The organism is Stenotrophomonas sp. NPDC077421 (genome assembly GCF_049545505.1).
Taxonomy (GTDB): domain Bacteria; phylum Pseudomonadota; class Gammaproteobacteria; order Xanthomonadales; family Xanthomonadaceae; genus Stenotrophomonas; species Stenotrophomonas nematodicola.
The window spans coordinates 38,542-53,639 of record NZ_JBMWDP010000024.1 but is presented as its reverse complement, the minus strand read 5'-3'; the positions used below and the strand labels follow the sequence as shown (position 1 = coordinate 53,639).

The following is a 15,098-nucleotide window of genomic DNA, read 5'->3' as shown; positions in this document are numbered from 1 at the left end:
GTTGCCATGCACACGCCTCCGCACGACATCGACAGCCTGGCCCTGCGCCGCCGCCGCGCGCAACGTACGGCGTGGGTAGTGGGCGGCGTGGCCGTGCTGGTCTATGTGGGCTTCATCCTCAGCGGGGTGATCGGGCGATGAGCGACGAACGCCCCACGCCGCCTGCGCGACACGCGGGTCTGCCCCGGCTGATCGGGGTGGCGGTGGCGGTGTTCGTACTGACGTTCTCGCTGGTGCCGCTGTACCGCATCGCCTGCGAGAAAGTGTTCGGCGTGCGCCTGGAGCGTGGCCCGGGCGCGACGGCGGCCACCACCGCCGGCGGCAAGCGCACGGTACGCGTGGAGTTCGACGGCGGCGTGAATTCCAAGCTGCCGTGGTCGTTCCATCCCGAACAGTTGACGATGGACGTCGTTCCCGGTGAGCTCAACGAGGCGCTGTACTACGCGCGCAACGACAGCGATCGTGCACTGGTCGGCAGCGCGGTGCCGTCGGTCGCGCCGGCCAAGGCATCGGGCTACTTCAGCAAGACCGAGTGCTTCTGCTTCACCGCCCAGACCCTGCAGGCCGGCGAGAAGCGTGACATGCCGGTGCGCTTCATCGTCGACCCGGACCTGCCCGCCAACGTCACCACGATCACGCTGTCCTACACCTTCTACAAGAACGACGCACTGTCCGCGCAGCTGGCCCCGGCGACACCGCCGGCCACCGCGCGCTCGGCTCCCTGATACGTACCCGGACACAGACTCATGGCCCAGCAAAGCCCCGATGCCAACGTGTACTTCGTGCCCACGCACAGCAAGTGGCCGTTCATCGGCTCCATCGCGATGATGGTGACGATGGTCGGCGTGGCCAGTTGGCTCAACGATTCCGGTTGGGGCAAGTGGACGTTCTACGCGGGCCTGGCGATGCTGGTGCTGACGCTGTTCTGGTGGTTCAGCGACGTGGTGCGCGAATCGCAGGCCGGCAACTACAACCGCCAGGTCGACGGCTCGTTCCGGATGGGCATGGTGTGGTTCATCTTCTCCGAAGTGATGTTCTTCGGCGCCTTCTTCGGCGCGCTGTTCTACACCCGCAACCTGGGACTGCCGTGGCTGGGCGGCGAGGGCGATGGCGTGATGACCAACGAACTGCTCTGGGACGGCTACTCGGCCGCCTGGCCGACCAACGGCCCGGGCAGCATCGGCGGTCACTTCCAGACGATCCCCGCGTGGGGCCTGCCGCTGATCAACACGCTGATCCTGCTCACCTCCGGCGTCACCCTCACCATCGCCCACCACGCACTGAAAGCCGGCCATCGCCGCCAGTTGCTGGTGTGGCTGGGCATCACCGTGCTGCTGGGCGCGTTCTTCCTCACCCTGCAGGCCGAGGAGTACATCCACGCCTACAAGGAACTCAACCTGACGCTTGGTTCGGGCATCTACGGCTCGACCTTCTTCATGCTCACCGGTTTCCACGGGGCGCATGTGTTGCTGGGCACCATCATGCTGGTGGTGATGTGGCTGCGCTCGGCCAAAGGCCACTTCACCCGCGACAACCACTTCGGCTTCGAAGCGGCCGCGTGGTACTGGCACTTCGTCGACGTGGTCTGGCTGATGCTGTTCCTGTTCGTCTACGTGCTGTAGCGTCGCAGCGACGGGATGCCGCGTCGGTGCGACGCGGCATCAGCCACCAATCCCGTGGGGCTTGATCCAGCCGCTGTAGATGCCGATGACCACCAGCAGGAACAACGCCACCGATACCGCGATGCGGCGCGTGAGGGCGTTGACGGTTCGCTTGGTCTGGCCGCGATCGACCAACAGGTAATACAGTCCCGCGCCCAGATTCCAGACGATGACGATCAGAAACGCGATTACCAGCAGGGTCTTCAACGAATCATTCATGCGCGGCTCGATGGCAGGGCGGGGTGGCCTATCTGACCGCGTTTTGCCGGCGTTGTCATGATGCGCCAGCACACACGCCTGATGGGCTGGATCGCAGCGCTGGCGACCATCGCCCTGTTCTGCTTCCTCGGCCACTGGCAACTGCAGCGGATGCACGAGAAACAGGCACTGCTGGACCAGCAGGCGCCCGCCCGCGCGCAGGCCCTGACCCTTGCCGAGGCGCTCGCAGCGCCGCCACAGCTGCGGTGGGTGGTGGATGCCGGACGCTTTCTTCCCGTGGCGCTGCTGCTCGACAACCAGATGCGCGATGGCCGCGCCGGCATCAAGGTCTACCAGCCGTTCCGCAGCGATGCCGGTGCGCTGGCGCTGGTGGACCTGGGCTGGTTGCCGATGCCACCCGATCGCACGGTGCCCACTGTCACCCTGCGCGATGACCACGTGCGGCTGGCTGGCCTGCTCGCGCCGCCGCCGGCCGCCGGGCTTGCGCTCGGCCCGGCGATGTCGCCCACGCAGCAGACCAACGTCTGGCTGGCCAGCCGGATGCCGCCGGACGAGGTGGCGGTTGCGCTGTCCCTGCCACCCGGCAGCCTGCCGGCCCGCGTGCTGCGGCTGGACCCGGCGCTGCCCGGGGGCTACGCGCGCGATCTGGAGCTGCTGCCCAACACCCTGCCGCCCAGCCGCCATCTCGGTTACGCCGTGCAGTGGTTCGGCCTGGCCCTGACCGTTCTGATGGTTGCCCTTCTGCTCGAATGGCGCCGCCACCGTCGTCCGGACGGATCGTCCAGCCCTGGCCGCGCCCCCTGACCGGCACACCTCCTCCTTCCATGAGAAAATCGCACGCATGAATGCCACCCCGCAGGAACAGCTCAACGCCCGCAACCGCGGTCGCTGGACCCTGATCGCCCTGTTCGGCCTGTTCTTCGGGGTGATGGCGCTGGCCGGCGTGCTGCGTTTCTCCGGCTGGCAGCCCACGGCCCATCGCAACACCGGGCAGATGCTCGCGCCGCCGGTGGATCTGGTGGCCAGGCCGCCCACGCTCGCCGATGGCCAGCCCTATCCGTGGAATCCGCAGGCACGCACCTGGCGCATTCTGGTGGCACCGGGCGACGGCTGTGCGGCCGAGTGCGTCACTTTGTCGCAGGGATTGGGCAAGGTGTGGCAGCTGTTCGGCCATAAAGCCGATAATGTCGAGATCCTGTGGCTGGGCACGCCGCCGGCCGAGGTCCAGGGCCTGCCCGCGCTACGCGTGCTGCGCGCCCAGCCGGACCTGCGTGCCGCCTTGCCCGCCGTGGATGACGCCGCCGGCACGCCTGTGTATGTGATCGATCCCAACGGGTTTGTGATCATGCGGTATGCGCCGGGATTCGCATTGGCCGGTCTGCACAAGGACATGGCCACGCTGTTGAAACTGAAGTGAGTTCCGTTTGATGAACCCCACCGCGCGCCCGGCGCTGCATCGCAATTTCCACCGTCTGGCGTGGTTCGCCCTGATCATGACGGCCAGCACGATCATGTTCGGATCGTTCGTGCGTCTGTCCGATGCCGGCCTGAGCTGCCCGGATTGGCCAACCTGCTATGGCCGTGTCACCTGGCCGCAGCATGCCGAAGAAGTCATCGGCCACGAGGCGGCGAAGATCCGGCCGCTGGAAACCCACAAGGCATGGCGCGAGCAGGTCCACCGTTTCCTCGCCGGCGCGTTGGGCATCGAGATCCTGACCCTGGCCCTGCTGGCCACGCGCCGCCGCCGCTGGGGAAGCACGGCGGTGGTGACCGCCTGCGTCCTGGTGGCCACCGGCATACCGCTATACATGATGGGCATGCATGTCCCAGCGAGCATCATCGCGCTGATCGGCGAGGTGATCCTGCTGGTCGCCGCGTGGCGCTGGACCAACAGCGATCTGGCCCGCGTCGCGCTGCTGACCCTGGCCGTGGTGATCTTCCAGGCACTGCTGGGCATGTGGACGGTGACCTGGCTGCTCAAGCCCATCGTGGTGATGGGTCACCTGCTGGGTGGGATGCTGATGTTCGGGCTGCTGGTGTGGATGGCGTGGCGCGCCACGCACATGCCGATCACCCTGGCCGAGGCACCGAAGCTGCGGTGGCTGATCCGCGCCGGTGTGGCCCTGCTGGTGCTGCAGATCGCCCTGGGTGGCTGGGTCAGCGCCAACTATGCCGCTCTCGCCTGCGGCGGCGGCAGCGCTTCGCTGGACAACTTCCCGCGCTGCGTGAGCCAGTGGTGGCCACCGCACAACTTCAGTGAAGGCTTCACCCTCTGGCGCGGCATCGGCGTGGATTACGAAGGGGGCGTGCTCGACGGTGCGTCGCGCATCGCCATCCAGATGGCGCACCGCCTGATGGCCATCGTGGTGGGCCTGTACCTGCTGTGGCTGTCGGTGCGCCTATTCCGCCTGCCGAGCATGCGCGGCTGGGCGACGGCGCTGGGTCTGCTGGTCGCCCTGCAGATCACGCTGGGCATTCTCAACGTGAAGCTGGCCGTGCCGCTGGAAGTGGCCGTCGCACACAGCGGCGGCGCGGTTGCGCTGCTGTTCGTGCTGGTGACGCTGCTGGCGCGCCTGCGGTCGCCGGATGCGGCCAGCCGGCCCTCGGCCGTGGCCTCCGGTACGGTGGGCTGACGACATGCTGAGCAACTACCGCCAATACTGGGACCTGACCAAGCCCAAGGTCGTCGCCCTGATCGTGTTCACCGCGCTGGTGGGCATGTTCCTGGCCATTCCCGGGCTGCCCACCGCGCAGCAGGCGCTCGACGGCGCGCTCGGGTTCCTCGGCATCTGGCTGGCCGCCTCGGCGGCCGCAGCGATCAACCAGCTGCTGGATGCGCACATCGATGCGCAGATGGCGCGCACCTCGTGGCGCCCGCTGGTGGTGGGCAAGGTCAAGCCGTGGCAGGTGCTGGTCTTCGCCGGCCTGCTGATCGCGCTGTCGATGACCATCCTGATCGTGTGGGTCAACGTCATCACTGCGGTGCTGACCTTCGCCTCGCTGATCGGCTACGCGGTGATCTATACCGTGTACCTCAAGCGTGCGACCTCGCAGAACATCGTGATCGGCGGTCTGGCCGGCGCCACCCCGCCGATGCTGGGCTGGGCCGCGATCACCGGCATGCAGGGGCCGTGGGACTGGGCCTATGCGTCGTTGCTGGTGCTGATCATCTTCATCTGGACGCCTCCGCACTTCTGGGCGCTGGCGATCTTCCGTCGCGAGGATTACGCCAAGGCAGAGATCCCGATGCTGCCGGTGACCCACGGGGTGGTGTACACCCGCAAGTCGATCATGGCGTATTCGATCGCACTGGCCGTTGTGAGCATCCTGCCGGTCGTGTTCGGCATGAGCGGCATGTTCTACCTCGGCGGGGCAGTGGTGCTCAACGCGGTCTTCCTCTGGTACGCCTGGCGCATGCTCAACCCGCCGGATGAACTGTTCTCGATGAAGATGTTCGGCTACTCCATCGTCTACCTGATGGCGCTGTTCGCCTTCCTGATGGTGGACCACTGGATGCTGCCCTGGTTGTAGGACGCGGGCGCGCTGCGACGCGCGCCTTGAATCTCCGGCAACTGTCGCCATTGCTTTCATGACCCAACAGGACGTGACGGCATGAAACGATGGATGCCAAGCGCAGTGCTGGCCATGACGCTGCTGTGCAGCGCGGCGATGGCCGCGCCTGCGCCCGATGACACGGCCACGCAGATCATGGCGCACGCCGGCGACCACCGCCTGGTCGTGCTCGGCGAGTACCACGGCACCGCCGAAACGCCGCTGCTGGTGGCCGACCTGACGGAGCGTTACAGCCGCGAGAATGCCGCGGTGCGGCTGGCGCTGGAACTGCCGATGAGCGAGAACGCGGCCCTGGCGCGCTATCTGCGCTCCGACGGCGGTGCCGACGCGCGCGACGCGCTGCGCACTTCGCCGTTCTGGGCGGTCAAGGACGATCAGCATGACGGGCGCCGCAGCCGCGACATGCTGGACCTCATCGACGCGGTGCGCGCGCTGCGCGCCCAGGGCCGCGATGTGGGCATTGCCGGCTATGACGTGGAAACCGGCACCTCAAAGGACAACCAGACGCGCGATACGGCGATGGCAACCCACCTGCGGCAGCAGTTCAGCGCGCTGCCTGCCGATGCGCGGATGCTGGTGCTCACCGGTAACGCGCATGCGCTGCGCGCGCGCCCGCAGGGCGCACCGGCGGAGATGCAGCAGCAGCCGATGTCAGCGCAACTGCGCGATCTGCCGCTGTACAGCGTACGCCTGGACGCGCTGCGCGGAGAGGCGTGGGCCTGCCTGGACCGCTGCGGCCCGCGATCGCTGGTCGAACAGCCGGCACGCGCGCCGCGCGTCGATACGCATCCACGGCGCAGCTACGATCTGGTGGTGTGGATGCCGCAGCTCAGTGTTGGCCGTCTGGTCGATTGAACGGGCTGGCGACAGGGCGTACACGTTGGAACGGGCTCACTGCCCTCCACCACCTTTCACCGGCTTCACCGGATCCCGCGCATACCGCTGCGCGATCATCGCGCAGACGATCAGCTGGATCTGATGGTAGATCATGATCGGCAGCACGATCGCGCCGAGGCTGCCGCCGGCGAACAACACCTTGGCGATCGGCACGCCGGTGGCCAGGCTCTTCTTGGAGCCGCAGAACAGGATGGTGATCTCGTCTTCGCGGTTGAAGCCCAGCCGCCGTGCGATGAAGCGGATCGTCGGCATGGCGATGCCGAGCAGTACCGCCGCCACAATGGCTACCGTGAGCAGGGACAGCAGCGGCGTCTTGCTCCACAGCCCCTCGCTGACCGCTTCACCGAAGGCCGAGTACACCACCAGCAGGATGGTGCCCTGGTCGGTGTAGCGCAGCAGCGCGCGCTGCCGCTCCACCCAGCGGGCGATCCACGGCCGCAGCAGGTGGCCGGCCACGAACGGCACCAGCAGCTGCAGCATGATGCTCACGATGGCATGCACGGGGTTCTGCATGCCGCCTTCGGTACCGGCCAGCACCGCCAGCAGCAGGGGGGTCAGGAACACGCCGAGGATGCTCGACAACGAGGCACTGCAGACGGCGGCCGGCACGTTGCCGCGTGCCATCGAGGTAAAGGCGATCGACGACTGCACGGTCGAGGGCAGCGCGCACAGGAACAGCACGCCGATGTACAGCTCCGGCGTCAGCAGCCAGCCGTCCAGCGGTTTGAACAGCAGCCCCAGCAGGGGGAACAGCACGAAGGTGCAGCCGAGGATGGTCAGGTGCAGCCGCCAATGCAGCATGCCGGCGACGATCGACTCGCGCGGCAGGCGCGCGCCGTGCAGGAAGAACAGGGCGGCGATGGCGACGTCGGTGACATCGTCGAGCACCATTGCCGCGGCGCCGTGCATGGGCAGCAGCGAGGCCAGCAGCACGGTGCAGAGCAGGGCGAGGGTGAAGTTGTCCGGCCGCAGGCGCGACCACCAGGGCGTCATGCGCGGCATGCTCCTGTCGTGGGGGGAAGGGGGGACGGACACGCGTACTGGATCAACGCGCGGTGTCCTGTTCGAGCAGAACGCGGGTCCTGGCGTCCAGCGAGGTCATGCCGGCATCGCGGCCGAACTGCAGTGCGTCTTCGACGGACGCGCCCTGCCGGGCCTTCATCAGCGCCAGCAGAGCGCCGACGCGGTTGCCGGAGGCGCAGTGCAGCAGGACCGGGCCCTGGCTCTGTGCCAGCGCGGTGCGCAGGGCCTGCACATTGGCGTCGGTGAGGCCGGCAGCGCCGGCAACCGGGATGCGGACATAGCGCAGGCCCAGGCGTTCGGCAGCGGCGGTTTCGTCGAACCCGCGCTCCTCGTCGGGCTGGCGCAGGTCGATCAGGGTGGTGATCCCCGCGGCGGCGGCCTGCTGCAGTTCGGCGGCGCTGGGTTGGCCGGCGGTGTAGAGCTGCGGCCGTGGCTGCGCGAACGGCAGCGTCGCGGCCCAGGCGGGCAGGGCCAGCGCGAGCAGCGCGGCGATCAGGCCGGCACGGCGCCAGTGGACGATCGATGCAGCGGGACGCGCGATGTGGGGTGCCACGGCAGCTCCGTCGGTCAGAAGCGGATGGTGCTGCGCGCTTTGAGCAGTTCGCGCAGCTCGTACTTGTCAGTATCGTCCAGACCCTGCTGGCTCTGCTTTGCCTGAAGCTCGTCCAGACGTTGCATCAACAGCTGCTTTTCCAGCTGGGCGACCGCATCGTGCAGTTCCTGGGTCCACATCGCCTCGTCGCCGGGCAATGTCTGCGCGGCGAGTCTGTGCAGCGCCTCCTGTTCCTCGCGGCCGTCGAAGTGCTGCAGCAGGGCACCGGTGCTGATATCGGGCCGCTGCTCGACCAGGGTCAGCAGTTCCAGCAGCAGGTCCACGCCGGGCAGGCGCAGGCCGTTGAAGTGATGCCCCTCCAGGGTCATCGCCAGCGACGGCTGCTGCAGCAGGATGGCGATGGCCGCGCGCACCAGGCTGCGGCGCTGCGCCGGAGCGACCGCGCGCGATGGCGGGCGCGCGACCGGCGTGGCCGCACCCGGCTTGGCGCCCAGCCCGGTCAGCGCGGTCAGCTGCTGCTTCATCAGGTCGCCGAAGGCGCCGTCGGGAATCTGCGCCAGCATCGGTTTGGCGCGCTCGGCCAGCCGCGCCTTGCCGTCCAGCGTGGCCATGTTGACCTCGCGGGTGAGCTCGTCGAAGAAGAACTGCGACAGCGGCGTGGCCTGCTGCAGGCGGGCATCGAAGCCTTCGCGGCCTTCCTTGCGCACGATGGTGTCCGGGTCCTCGCCATCGGGCAGGAACAGGAAGAAGGCCTGACGGCCATCCTTCATGCGCGGCAGCACCGATTCCAGCGCACGCCAGCCGGCGCGGCGACCGGCGGCATCGCCGTCGAAGCAGAAGAACACGTCCGGCGCGTTGCGGAACAGCAGCTCGGCATGGTCCGGCGTGGTCGCCGTGCCCAGCGTGGCCACCGCCTGGGTAACGCCGAACTGGAACAGCGAGACCACGTCCATGTAGCCCTCGACCACGATCAGCCGCTCGATCTTCTGGTTGGCCTGGCGCACCTGCCACAGGCCGTACAGCTCGCGGCCCTTGTGGAACAGGGCGGTCTCGGGCGAATTGAGGTACTTGGGCCCATCGTCCTTTTCCATGACCCGGCCGCCATAGGCGATCACGCGGCCACGGCGATCGAAAATCGGAAACATCACCCGGTCGCGGAACTTGTCGTAGACGTGCCCGCGGTCGTTCTTGGAGAACAGGCCGGCGCGGTCGAGCAGCTTCATGCGCCGCTCGTCCTTGCCCAGCGCATCCTTCAGCGCGCTGTAGCCATCGGGCGCATAGCCGATCGCAAAGCGCGCGCGGTTCTCTTCGTCCACGCCACGCTGGTCCAGGTAGGCACGGGCCTTGTCGCTGCCCTCCAGCGACTTCTGGAAGAAGCGCGTGGCCGCATCCAGCGCGGAGTACAGATCGCGGCTGTCATCCTGCTGCTGCGCCGTGCGCGGCTGCGTATCGCGCGGTACTTCCATGCCGACGCGCTTGGCCAGTTCGTCGACTGCGTCGAGGAATTCCAGGCGGTCGTAGTTCATCAGGAAGCTGATCGCGGTGCCATGCGCGCCGCAGCCGAAGCAGTGATAGAACTGCTTGGTCGGGGAAACGGTGAACGAGGCCGAGCGCTCGTCGTGGAACGGGCAACGCGCCGCATACTCCTTGCCCTGGCGTTTCAACGGCACGCGGCTGCCCACCACCTCGACAATGTCGGAGCGGGCCAGCAGGTCATCGATGAATGCGTCGGGGATACGGGCCATAGGCAGCAGGCAGGTGGCGCGGCCGGAGAACGGCCACGCAGGGCAGCGGGGGACCGGACTAGTCTACTAGCTGCCGGCCACTTCGCCCGGTCTGGGCGCGGCGATCCCGGCCCGCGCCAGGTGGAACCGGGCGCGCAGCCGCTCATCGACCACCGCGGTCATCAGCGCGCCCACGAAGAACACCACAGTGGCGTAGTAGATCCACACCAGCGAGATCACCAGCGCGCCCATCGAGCCGTAGGCGCTGCCAGGGGCGACCGTAGCGATGTACAGGCCGATGGCATAGCGGCCCAGCGCGAACAGCGCCGAGGTGATCGCGCCGCCGATGAAGGCCTGGCGCCACGCCACGCGGCGGTCCGGCAGGTAGTGGTAGAGAAAGGCGAAGCCCACCGTGTACAGGGCCAGGCTGGTCAGGTAGCCCACGGCCGGCAGCACCGAGGGCAACTGCGCGAAGGCCACCTGCAGCATGGTGGTGGCGGTCATCGACAGGATCAGCAGGAAGCCCAGGGCGAGCACCACGCCGAACGAGAACACCCGCTTGCGCAGCCACGCCACGATGCCGTCCAGGCGCTCGCCGCTGGTGTTGAAGATCAGGTTGAGGGCGTTCTGCAGCTGCGCGAACACGGCCGTGGCGCCGATGAACAACAGCAGCGTGCTCCACACGCCGGCGAGCGAGCCGACATCGGGCTGGTTGTCGGCGTTCCTGAGCACGGTGTCGGCCACGGTGGCGGCACTGCTGCCGGCGACGTCGTGGATCTGTGCGATCAGCGCCTGTTGGGCCGGCGGATACAGCGAGGCGGTCAGCCACAGCAGCAGGACCAGCAGCGGCGCCATCGACAGCAGCGCATAGAAGGACAACGAAGCGGCCTGGGTCAGTACGTCCACCTCGACAAAGCGCTTGCCCACGGCAACTGGAAAGCTGCGTTCAAGCCGGTCCACATACTTGCGCAGGCGGTGCGGAACGCGGGAGGGGTCGTGCGCCGGGTCGGGCGCCGGAGAAGGGGGCAGCGAAGACATGCCGGGATTTCTAGCAGCCCCGGTTCGAAGACCGGGTGAAACGCGCGCAGTGCTGCACCACGCGCGTCGATGATCGGCGCCCGCCACGGGACGGGCGCTGCATGCGGGCGCTCAGCCGGCCAACTGCGCCTTGACCAGCTTGGACACCAGGCCCATGTCGGCCTGGCCCGCCAGCTTGGGCTTCAATGCGCCCATCAGCTTGCCCATGTCCGCTGCGCCGGTCGCGCCGGTTTCGGCGATGGCGGCCTGGATGGCGGCCACGATCTCGGCTTCGCCCATCTTGGCGGGCAGATACTGGTCGATGACCACCAGCTCATCGCGCTCGATCTGCGCCAGGTCGTCACGATTGGCCGCTTCGTACTGGGTGACCGAGTCCTTGCGCTGCTTGACCATCTTGTCCAGCACGGCAACAACGGCGGCGTCGTCCAGCTCGATGCGCTCGTCCACTTCCTTCTGCTTGATCGCCGCGTTGATCAGGCGGATCACGCCCAGGCGGTGCTTCTCGCCGCTCTTCATGGCGGCCTTCATGTCATCGGTGAGCTGCTGCTTCAGGCTCATGGAACACCTCGTATCGGTGGAAGAGGGGGCAATCGATAGCTGGGGACGGGAACGCAAAAAGCCGGTAACGCTTGCGCGTTCCGGCTTCGGCTCCGCCGCGACAGGACAGGCCTGCCGCATCGAAGTTGCGTCCGATCAGTACAGGCGCTGACGCTTGGTAACGTCGCGCGACGAGCGGCGCAGCTGACGCTTCACAGCAGCAGCAGCCTTACGCTTGCGCTCCTGGGTCGGCTTTTCGTAGAACTCGCGCTTGCGGGTTTCGGCCAGCACGCCGGCCTTTTCGCAGGTGCGCTTGAAGCGACGGAGCGCAAACTCGAAGGGCTCGTTCTCGCGGACTTTGACGCTGGGCATGGAATCTCCGGGACACAGTAGAACCGGGTCACGCCCGGTGAGAGCCGCACATTATAGCGGCGACAAAAGAAGTTGCAACCCACCCCGGCAAACTTCTTGGCCACAGGTGGTGTCAGATGGGCTGGCGGTGCATCTGCCGGGCCTCAAGAGGTCCATAATACGCGTTATGCGAGTCCTTGGTATCGAATCTTCCTGCGATGAGACCGGCGTGGCGGTGTACGACACCGCGCTGTCCGGTGTCGACGCCCTGCGCGCCCATGCGGTCTACAGCCAGATCGCCCTCCACGCTGAATACGGTGGGGTGGTGCCCGAACTGGCCAGCCGCGACCACGTGCGCAAGCTGCTGCCGCTGATCCGGCAGACCCTGGCCGAGGCCGGCATGCAGGTCTCGGACATCGACGGGGTGGCCTATACCGCCGGTCCGGGGCTGGTCGGTGCCCTGCTGGTCGGCGCCGGCGTAGCCCGTTCGCTGGCCTGGGCGCTGGAGGTGCCGGCGGTGGGTGTCCACCATATGGAGGGTCATCTGCTGGCCCCGCTGATGGAAGACGACCCGCCGGAGGCCCCGTTCGTGGCCCTGCTGGTGTCCGGAGGCCATACCCAGCTGGTGGCGGTGGACCGGATCGGCCAGTACCGCCTGCTGGGCGAGACCCTGGACGATGCGGCCGGCGAGGCCTTCGACAAGACCGCCAAGCTGATGGGCCTGCCGTATCCGGGGGGGCCGCAGCTGGCTGCGCTGGCCGAGCGTGGAACACCGGGCAAGTACCGTTTCACCCGGCCGATGACCGATCGCCCCGGGCTGGATTTCAGCTTCTCCGGCCTGAAGACCCAGGTGCTGCTGGCTTGGCGCGACAGCGACCAGAGCGAGCAGACCCGCGCCGATATCGCCCGTGGCTTTGAAGATGCCGTGGTGGAAACCCTGGCGGTCAAGTGCGACCGCGCGCTGGATGCCGCCGGCTGCGACGTGCTGGTGGTGGCCGGTGGCGTGGGGGCCAACCGGCGCCTGCGCGCCCGCCTGGACGAGATGGCCCGCCGCCGTGGCGGCCGCGTCTGCTTCCCGCGCCCGGCGCTGTGCACCGACAACGGCGCGATGATTGCCTTCGCCGGCGCGCTGCGGCTGGAAGCGGGGCAGCACACCCCGCCGCAGGTGCAGGTCACCCCGCGCTGGGACATGGCTACGCTGCCGGCGGTGTAGGACGCCTCAGCGGCCGCATCAGACCGGCCGTTGATGCAGGCGCTGGGTCACGGTCTTCTCGCGTTGCATCCAGTGGTCGAACTCTGCGCATTTGGGCACCACGGCCACTGCGGACCGTACTGCGGCGCGAGTGCATCGGCGATGGCGCTTCGTTCCGGGTTCCCGGCACGTTCCGGACCGGCCCGTTACCATGTTCGCCATCTTCCACGTGGCATTCCTATGGACAAGGTATTCATCGAAGGTCTCGAGATCGACGCCCTGATCGGGATCTACGACTGGGAACGGCGGATCCGCCAGACCCTGCGTTTCGACCTGGAAATGGGCTTCGACAACCGCCGCCCGGCCGCCAGCGACGACATCGCCGATACCCTCAATTACAAAGCCGTCAGCAAGCGCATCGAGCAGTTCGTGCGCGAGTCCGACTTCGGCCTGGTGGAGACACTGGCCGAACGCATCGCCGAGATCGTGCTGCGCGAGTTCAACGTGGAGTGGCTGCGGCTGAAGCTGAGCAAGCCGGGCGCGGTACGCGGCGCCCGCGCGGTCGGCGTGATCATCGAACGCACCGCCACCCAGCACCCGTAATGCCGGGCTCCGCCCGGCAACGCGCACCCGTAATGCCAGGCTCTGCCCGGCAACGCAAACCCGTAGTGCCGGGCTCTGCCCGGCAACGCACACCCGTAATGCCAGGCTCCGCCCGGCAACGCACACCCGTAATGCCAGGCTCTGCCCGGCAACGCGCACCCGTAATGCCAGGCTCTGCCCGGCAACGCAAACCCGTAGTGCCAGGCTCTGCCCGGCAACGCACACCCGTAATGCCAGGCTCTGCCCGGCAACGCACACCCGTAGTGCCGGGCTCTGCCCGGCAACGCGCACCCGTAATGCCAGGCTCTGCCCGGCAACGCAACCCCGTAGTGCCGGGCTCTGCCCGGCAACGCACGCATTTGGAGACCCCCCACCATGCTTGATGCGGTAGTGGCACCCCAATGGCTGCAGGACCTGCAGCGCACCCTCGAACCCTGGCCCTGGGCCTACACCCTGGTGGTGGTGGCAGCCGTGGCGCTGGCCGCCTGGCTGGCCAACTTTGTCACCAAGCGGATCCTGCTGCGCGGCCTGCGCAAGCTGGTCAACCGGCTGCCCGGCAATGGAGCGGGCAATGAAGGCCGCAACAACCTGCGGGTGATCTCGCGCCTGGCCAACGTGGTGCCCAGCATGGTCATCGCCGCCGGCGTCCAGGTGGTGCCGGGCCTGCCGCCCCAGCTGGTGGAGTTCGTGATGGGGGCCTGCCGGGCATGGGCGGTGCTGACCGTGGCGCTGGCCGTCTCGCACGCACTGGATGCGGCCAACGATCTGTACGAGCGCCGCCCGGACGCGCGCAGCAAGCCGATCAAGGGCTACCTGCAGGTCGTGAAGATCGTGGTGTTCGTGATCGCCGGCCTGTCGATCGTGGCGACCCTGCTCGGCGTGAAACTCGGCCCGCTGGTCACCGGTCTGGGCGCGGCCACCGCCGTGCTGATGCTGATCTTCCAGGACACCATCCTGTCGCTGGTGGCCAGCGTGCAGATCAGCGGCGATGGCCGGGTGCGGCTCGGCGACTGGATCGAGATGCCCAGCCAGAACGCCGATGGCGATGTGATCGACATCGCCCTGCACACCATCACCGTGCAGAACTTCGACAAGACCATCACCACCATCCCGACCAAGAAGCTGGTCACCGAGTCGTTCAAGAACTGGCGCGGCATGCAGGAGGCCGGCGGACGCCGGATCAAGCGCGCGCTGTACCTGGACCAGCACAGCGTGGATTTTCTGGATGCGACGGCGCTGGCCCGGCTGGAGCAGTTCGCGGTCCTGCGCGAGTACCTGCGCGACAAGCAGGCCGAGCTGGAGCAGTGGAACGCCGACCTGCGTGCCAAGGGCATGGACGCGATCAACGCGCGCCGGGTGACCAACCTGGGCACCTTCCGCGCGTATGTTGAACGCTATCTGCGCCAGCACCCGGGCATCCATACGGACATGACGTTGCTGGTACGGCAGCTGCAGCCCACCACGGAAGGCCTGCCGCTGGAGATCTACTGCTTCACCCGGAACACCGCCTGGGCCGACTACGAAGGCGTGCAGTCGGATGTGTTCGACCACCTTCTGGCGATCCTGCCGGCCTTTGGGCTGCGGGTATTCCAGGCGTCGAGCGATGCCATGTTGATGGCTGCGCAGCAGCAGCGCGCCTTCGCGGAGTAAGCTCCTCTGCCCCCGGCGGCGCCCCTGCGACGCCGGAATTTCCCCACGGGGAAGAAAAATGAACGCCAAAATCATTC

The 15,098-nt window shown here is 67.6% G+C and carries 19 protein-coding genes; 12 read left to right on the top strand and 7 right to left on the bottom strand.

What is annotated here, in order from left to right:
* Nucleotides 1–6: 6 nt before the first annotated feature.
* Genes ACPEH1_RS13625 through ACPEH1_RS13615 form a run of 3 tightly spaced genes read left to right on the top strand, consistent with a single transcriptional unit; the run spans nt 7 to nt 1,622 of the window.
* Nucleotides 7–141, top strand: a complete 135-nt coding sequence (locus tag ACPEH1_RS13625) for a hypothetical protein (protein WP_017356559.1) — start codon at nt 7–9, stop codon at nt 139–141.
* Nucleotides 138–725, top strand: a complete 588-nt coding sequence (locus ACPEH1_RS13620; protein ID WP_017356560.1) for a cytochrome c oxidase assembly protein — start codon at nt 138–140, stop codon at nt 723–725. Before ACPEH1_RS13625 ends, ACPEH1_RS13620 begins: the two co-directional genes overlap by 4 nt.
* Before the next feature lie 21 nt (nt 726–746).
* Nucleotides 747–1,622, top strand: coding sequence for a cytochrome c oxidase subunit 3 (locus tag ACPEH1_RS13615; protein WP_017356561.1), 876 nt, complete (start codon nt 747–749; stop codon nt 1,620–1,622).
* Nucleotides 1,623–1,661: 39 nt separating this feature from the next.
* On the opposite strand, the gene ACPEH1_RS13610 is transcribed toward ACPEH1_RS13615, so the two are convergent.
* Nucleotides 1,662–1,880: a twin transmembrane helix small protein gene (locus ACPEH1_RS13610; RefSeq protein ID WP_017356562.1), complete on the bottom strand. Its 219-nt coding sequence runs from the start codon at nt 1,878–1,880 to the stop codon at nt 1,662–1,664.
* A 57-nt stretch (nt 1,881–1,937) separates the two neighbouring features.
* Between ACPEH1_RS13610 and ACPEH1_RS13605 the strand changes: the two genes are divergently transcribed.
* From ACPEH1_RS13605 to ACPEH1_RS13585, 5 genes are all read left to right on the top strand, one after another.
* Entirely contained in the window at nt 1,938–2,684 is a 747-nt protein-coding gene (locus ACPEH1_RS13605) for an SURF1 family protein (protein WP_017356563.1), read from the top strand.
* Between the two features lie 37 nt (nt 2,685–2,721).
* A complete protein-coding gene (locus ACPEH1_RS13600) occupies nt 2,722–3,297 on the top strand; it encodes a hypothetical protein (RefSeq protein WP_017356564.1) in 576 nt (191 codons plus the stop codon).
* A 10-nt stretch (nt 3,298–3,307) separates the two neighbouring features.
* The gene (locus ACPEH1_RS13595) at nt 3,308–4,513 is read left to right on the top strand and encodes a COX15/CtaA family protein (protein ID WP_017356565.1); all 1,206 of its coding nucleotides are present in this window, start codon (nt 3,308–3,310) and stop codon (nt 4,511–4,513) included.
* 4 nt (nt 4,514–4,517) lie between these two features.
* Nucleotides 4,518–5,411: a heme o synthase gene (cyoE, locus tag ACPEH1_RS13590; RefSeq protein ID WP_017356566.1), complete on the top strand. Its 894-nt coding sequence runs from the start codon at nt 4,518–4,520 to the stop codon at nt 5,409–5,411.
* Nucleotides 5,412–5,492: 81 nt separating this feature from the next.
* The gene (locus tag ACPEH1_RS13585) at nt 5,493–6,308 is read left to right on the top strand and encodes a calcium-binding protein (protein ID WP_423715926.1); all 816 of its coding nucleotides are present in this window, start codon (nt 5,493–5,495) and stop codon (nt 6,306–6,308) included.
* Nucleotides 6,309–6,344: 36 nt separating this feature from the next.
* On the opposite strand, the gene ACPEH1_RS13580 is transcribed toward ACPEH1_RS13585, so the two are convergent.
* The 6 genes from ACPEH1_RS13580 to rpsU form a co-directional block, all read right to left on the bottom strand.
* Complete coding sequence (locus ACPEH1_RS13580) at nt 6,345–7,343, bottom strand: bile acid:sodium symporter family protein (protein WP_136007115.1); 999 nt, start codon at nt 7,341–7,343, stop codon at nt 6,345–6,347.
* Between the two features lie 52 nt (nt 7,344–7,395).
* The gene (locus ACPEH1_RS13575) at nt 7,396–7,893 is read right to left on the bottom strand and encodes a beta-lactamase hydrolase domain-containing protein (RefSeq protein ID WP_423667834.1); all 498 of its coding nucleotides are present in this window, start codon (nt 7,891–7,893) and stop codon (nt 7,396–7,398) included.
* Nucleotides 7,894–7,940: 47 nt separating this feature from the next.
* Entirely contained in the window at nt 7,941–9,671 is a 1,731-nt protein-coding gene (dnaG, locus tag ACPEH1_RS13570) for a DNA primase (protein WP_153164993.1), read from the bottom strand.
* Nucleotides 9,672–9,737: 66 nt separating this feature from the next.
* The gene (locus ACPEH1_RS13565) at nt 9,738–10,688 is read right to left on the bottom strand and encodes a YihY/virulence factor BrkB family protein (RefSeq protein ID WP_017357213.1); all 951 of its coding nucleotides are present in this window, start codon (nt 10,686–10,688) and stop codon (nt 9,738–9,740) included.
* A 111-nt stretch (nt 10,689–10,799) separates the two neighbouring features.
* On the bottom strand, nt 10,800–11,246 hold the full coding sequence (locus ACPEH1_RS13560) for a GatB/YqeY domain-containing protein (RefSeq protein ID WP_136007121.1): 447 nt from the start codon (nt 11,244–11,246) through the stop codon (nt 10,800–10,802).
* A 135-nt stretch (nt 11,247–11,381) separates the two neighbouring features.
* Nucleotides 11,382–11,597 (bottom strand): 30S ribosomal protein S21, encoded by a 216-nt coding sequence (gene rpsU, locus ACPEH1_RS13555; RefSeq protein ID WP_002808376.1) that lies wholly within the window; start codon nt 11,595–11,597, stop codon nt 11,382–11,384.
* Nucleotides 11,598–11,763: 166 nt separating this feature from the next.
* Between rpsU and tsaD the strand changes: the two genes are divergently transcribed.
* From tsaD to ACPEH1_RS13535, 4 genes are all read left to right on the top strand, one after another.
* On the top strand, nt 11,764–12,789 hold the full coding sequence (tsaD, locus tag ACPEH1_RS13550; protein WP_287254953.1) for a tRNA (adenosine(37)-N6)-threonylcarbamoyltransferase complex transferase subunit TsaD: 1,026 nt from the start codon (nt 11,764–11,766) through the stop codon (nt 12,787–12,789).
* A gap of 219 nt (nt 12,790–13,008) precedes the next feature.
* Nucleotides 13,009–13,371 (top strand): dihydroneopterin aldolase, encoded by a 363-nt coding sequence (gene folB / locus ACPEH1_RS13545; protein ID WP_136007126.1) that lies wholly within the window; start codon nt 13,009–13,011, stop codon nt 13,369–13,371.
* Complete coding sequence (locus ACPEH1_RS13540) at nt 13,371–13,754, top strand: hypothetical protein (protein WP_423715925.1); 384 nt, start codon at nt 13,371–13,373, stop codon at nt 13,752–13,754. Before folB ends, ACPEH1_RS13540 begins: the two co-directional genes overlap by 1 nt.
* Nucleotides 13,747–15,021: a mechanosensitive ion channel family protein gene (locus ACPEH1_RS13535; RefSeq protein WP_423715924.1), complete on the top strand. Its 1,275-nt coding sequence runs from the start codon at nt 13,747–13,749 to the stop codon at nt 15,019–15,021. The genes ACPEH1_RS13540 and ACPEH1_RS13535 overlap by 8 nt, the downstream gene beginning before the upstream one ends.
* The last annotated feature ends 77 nt before the right edge of the window (nt 15,022–15,098 follow it).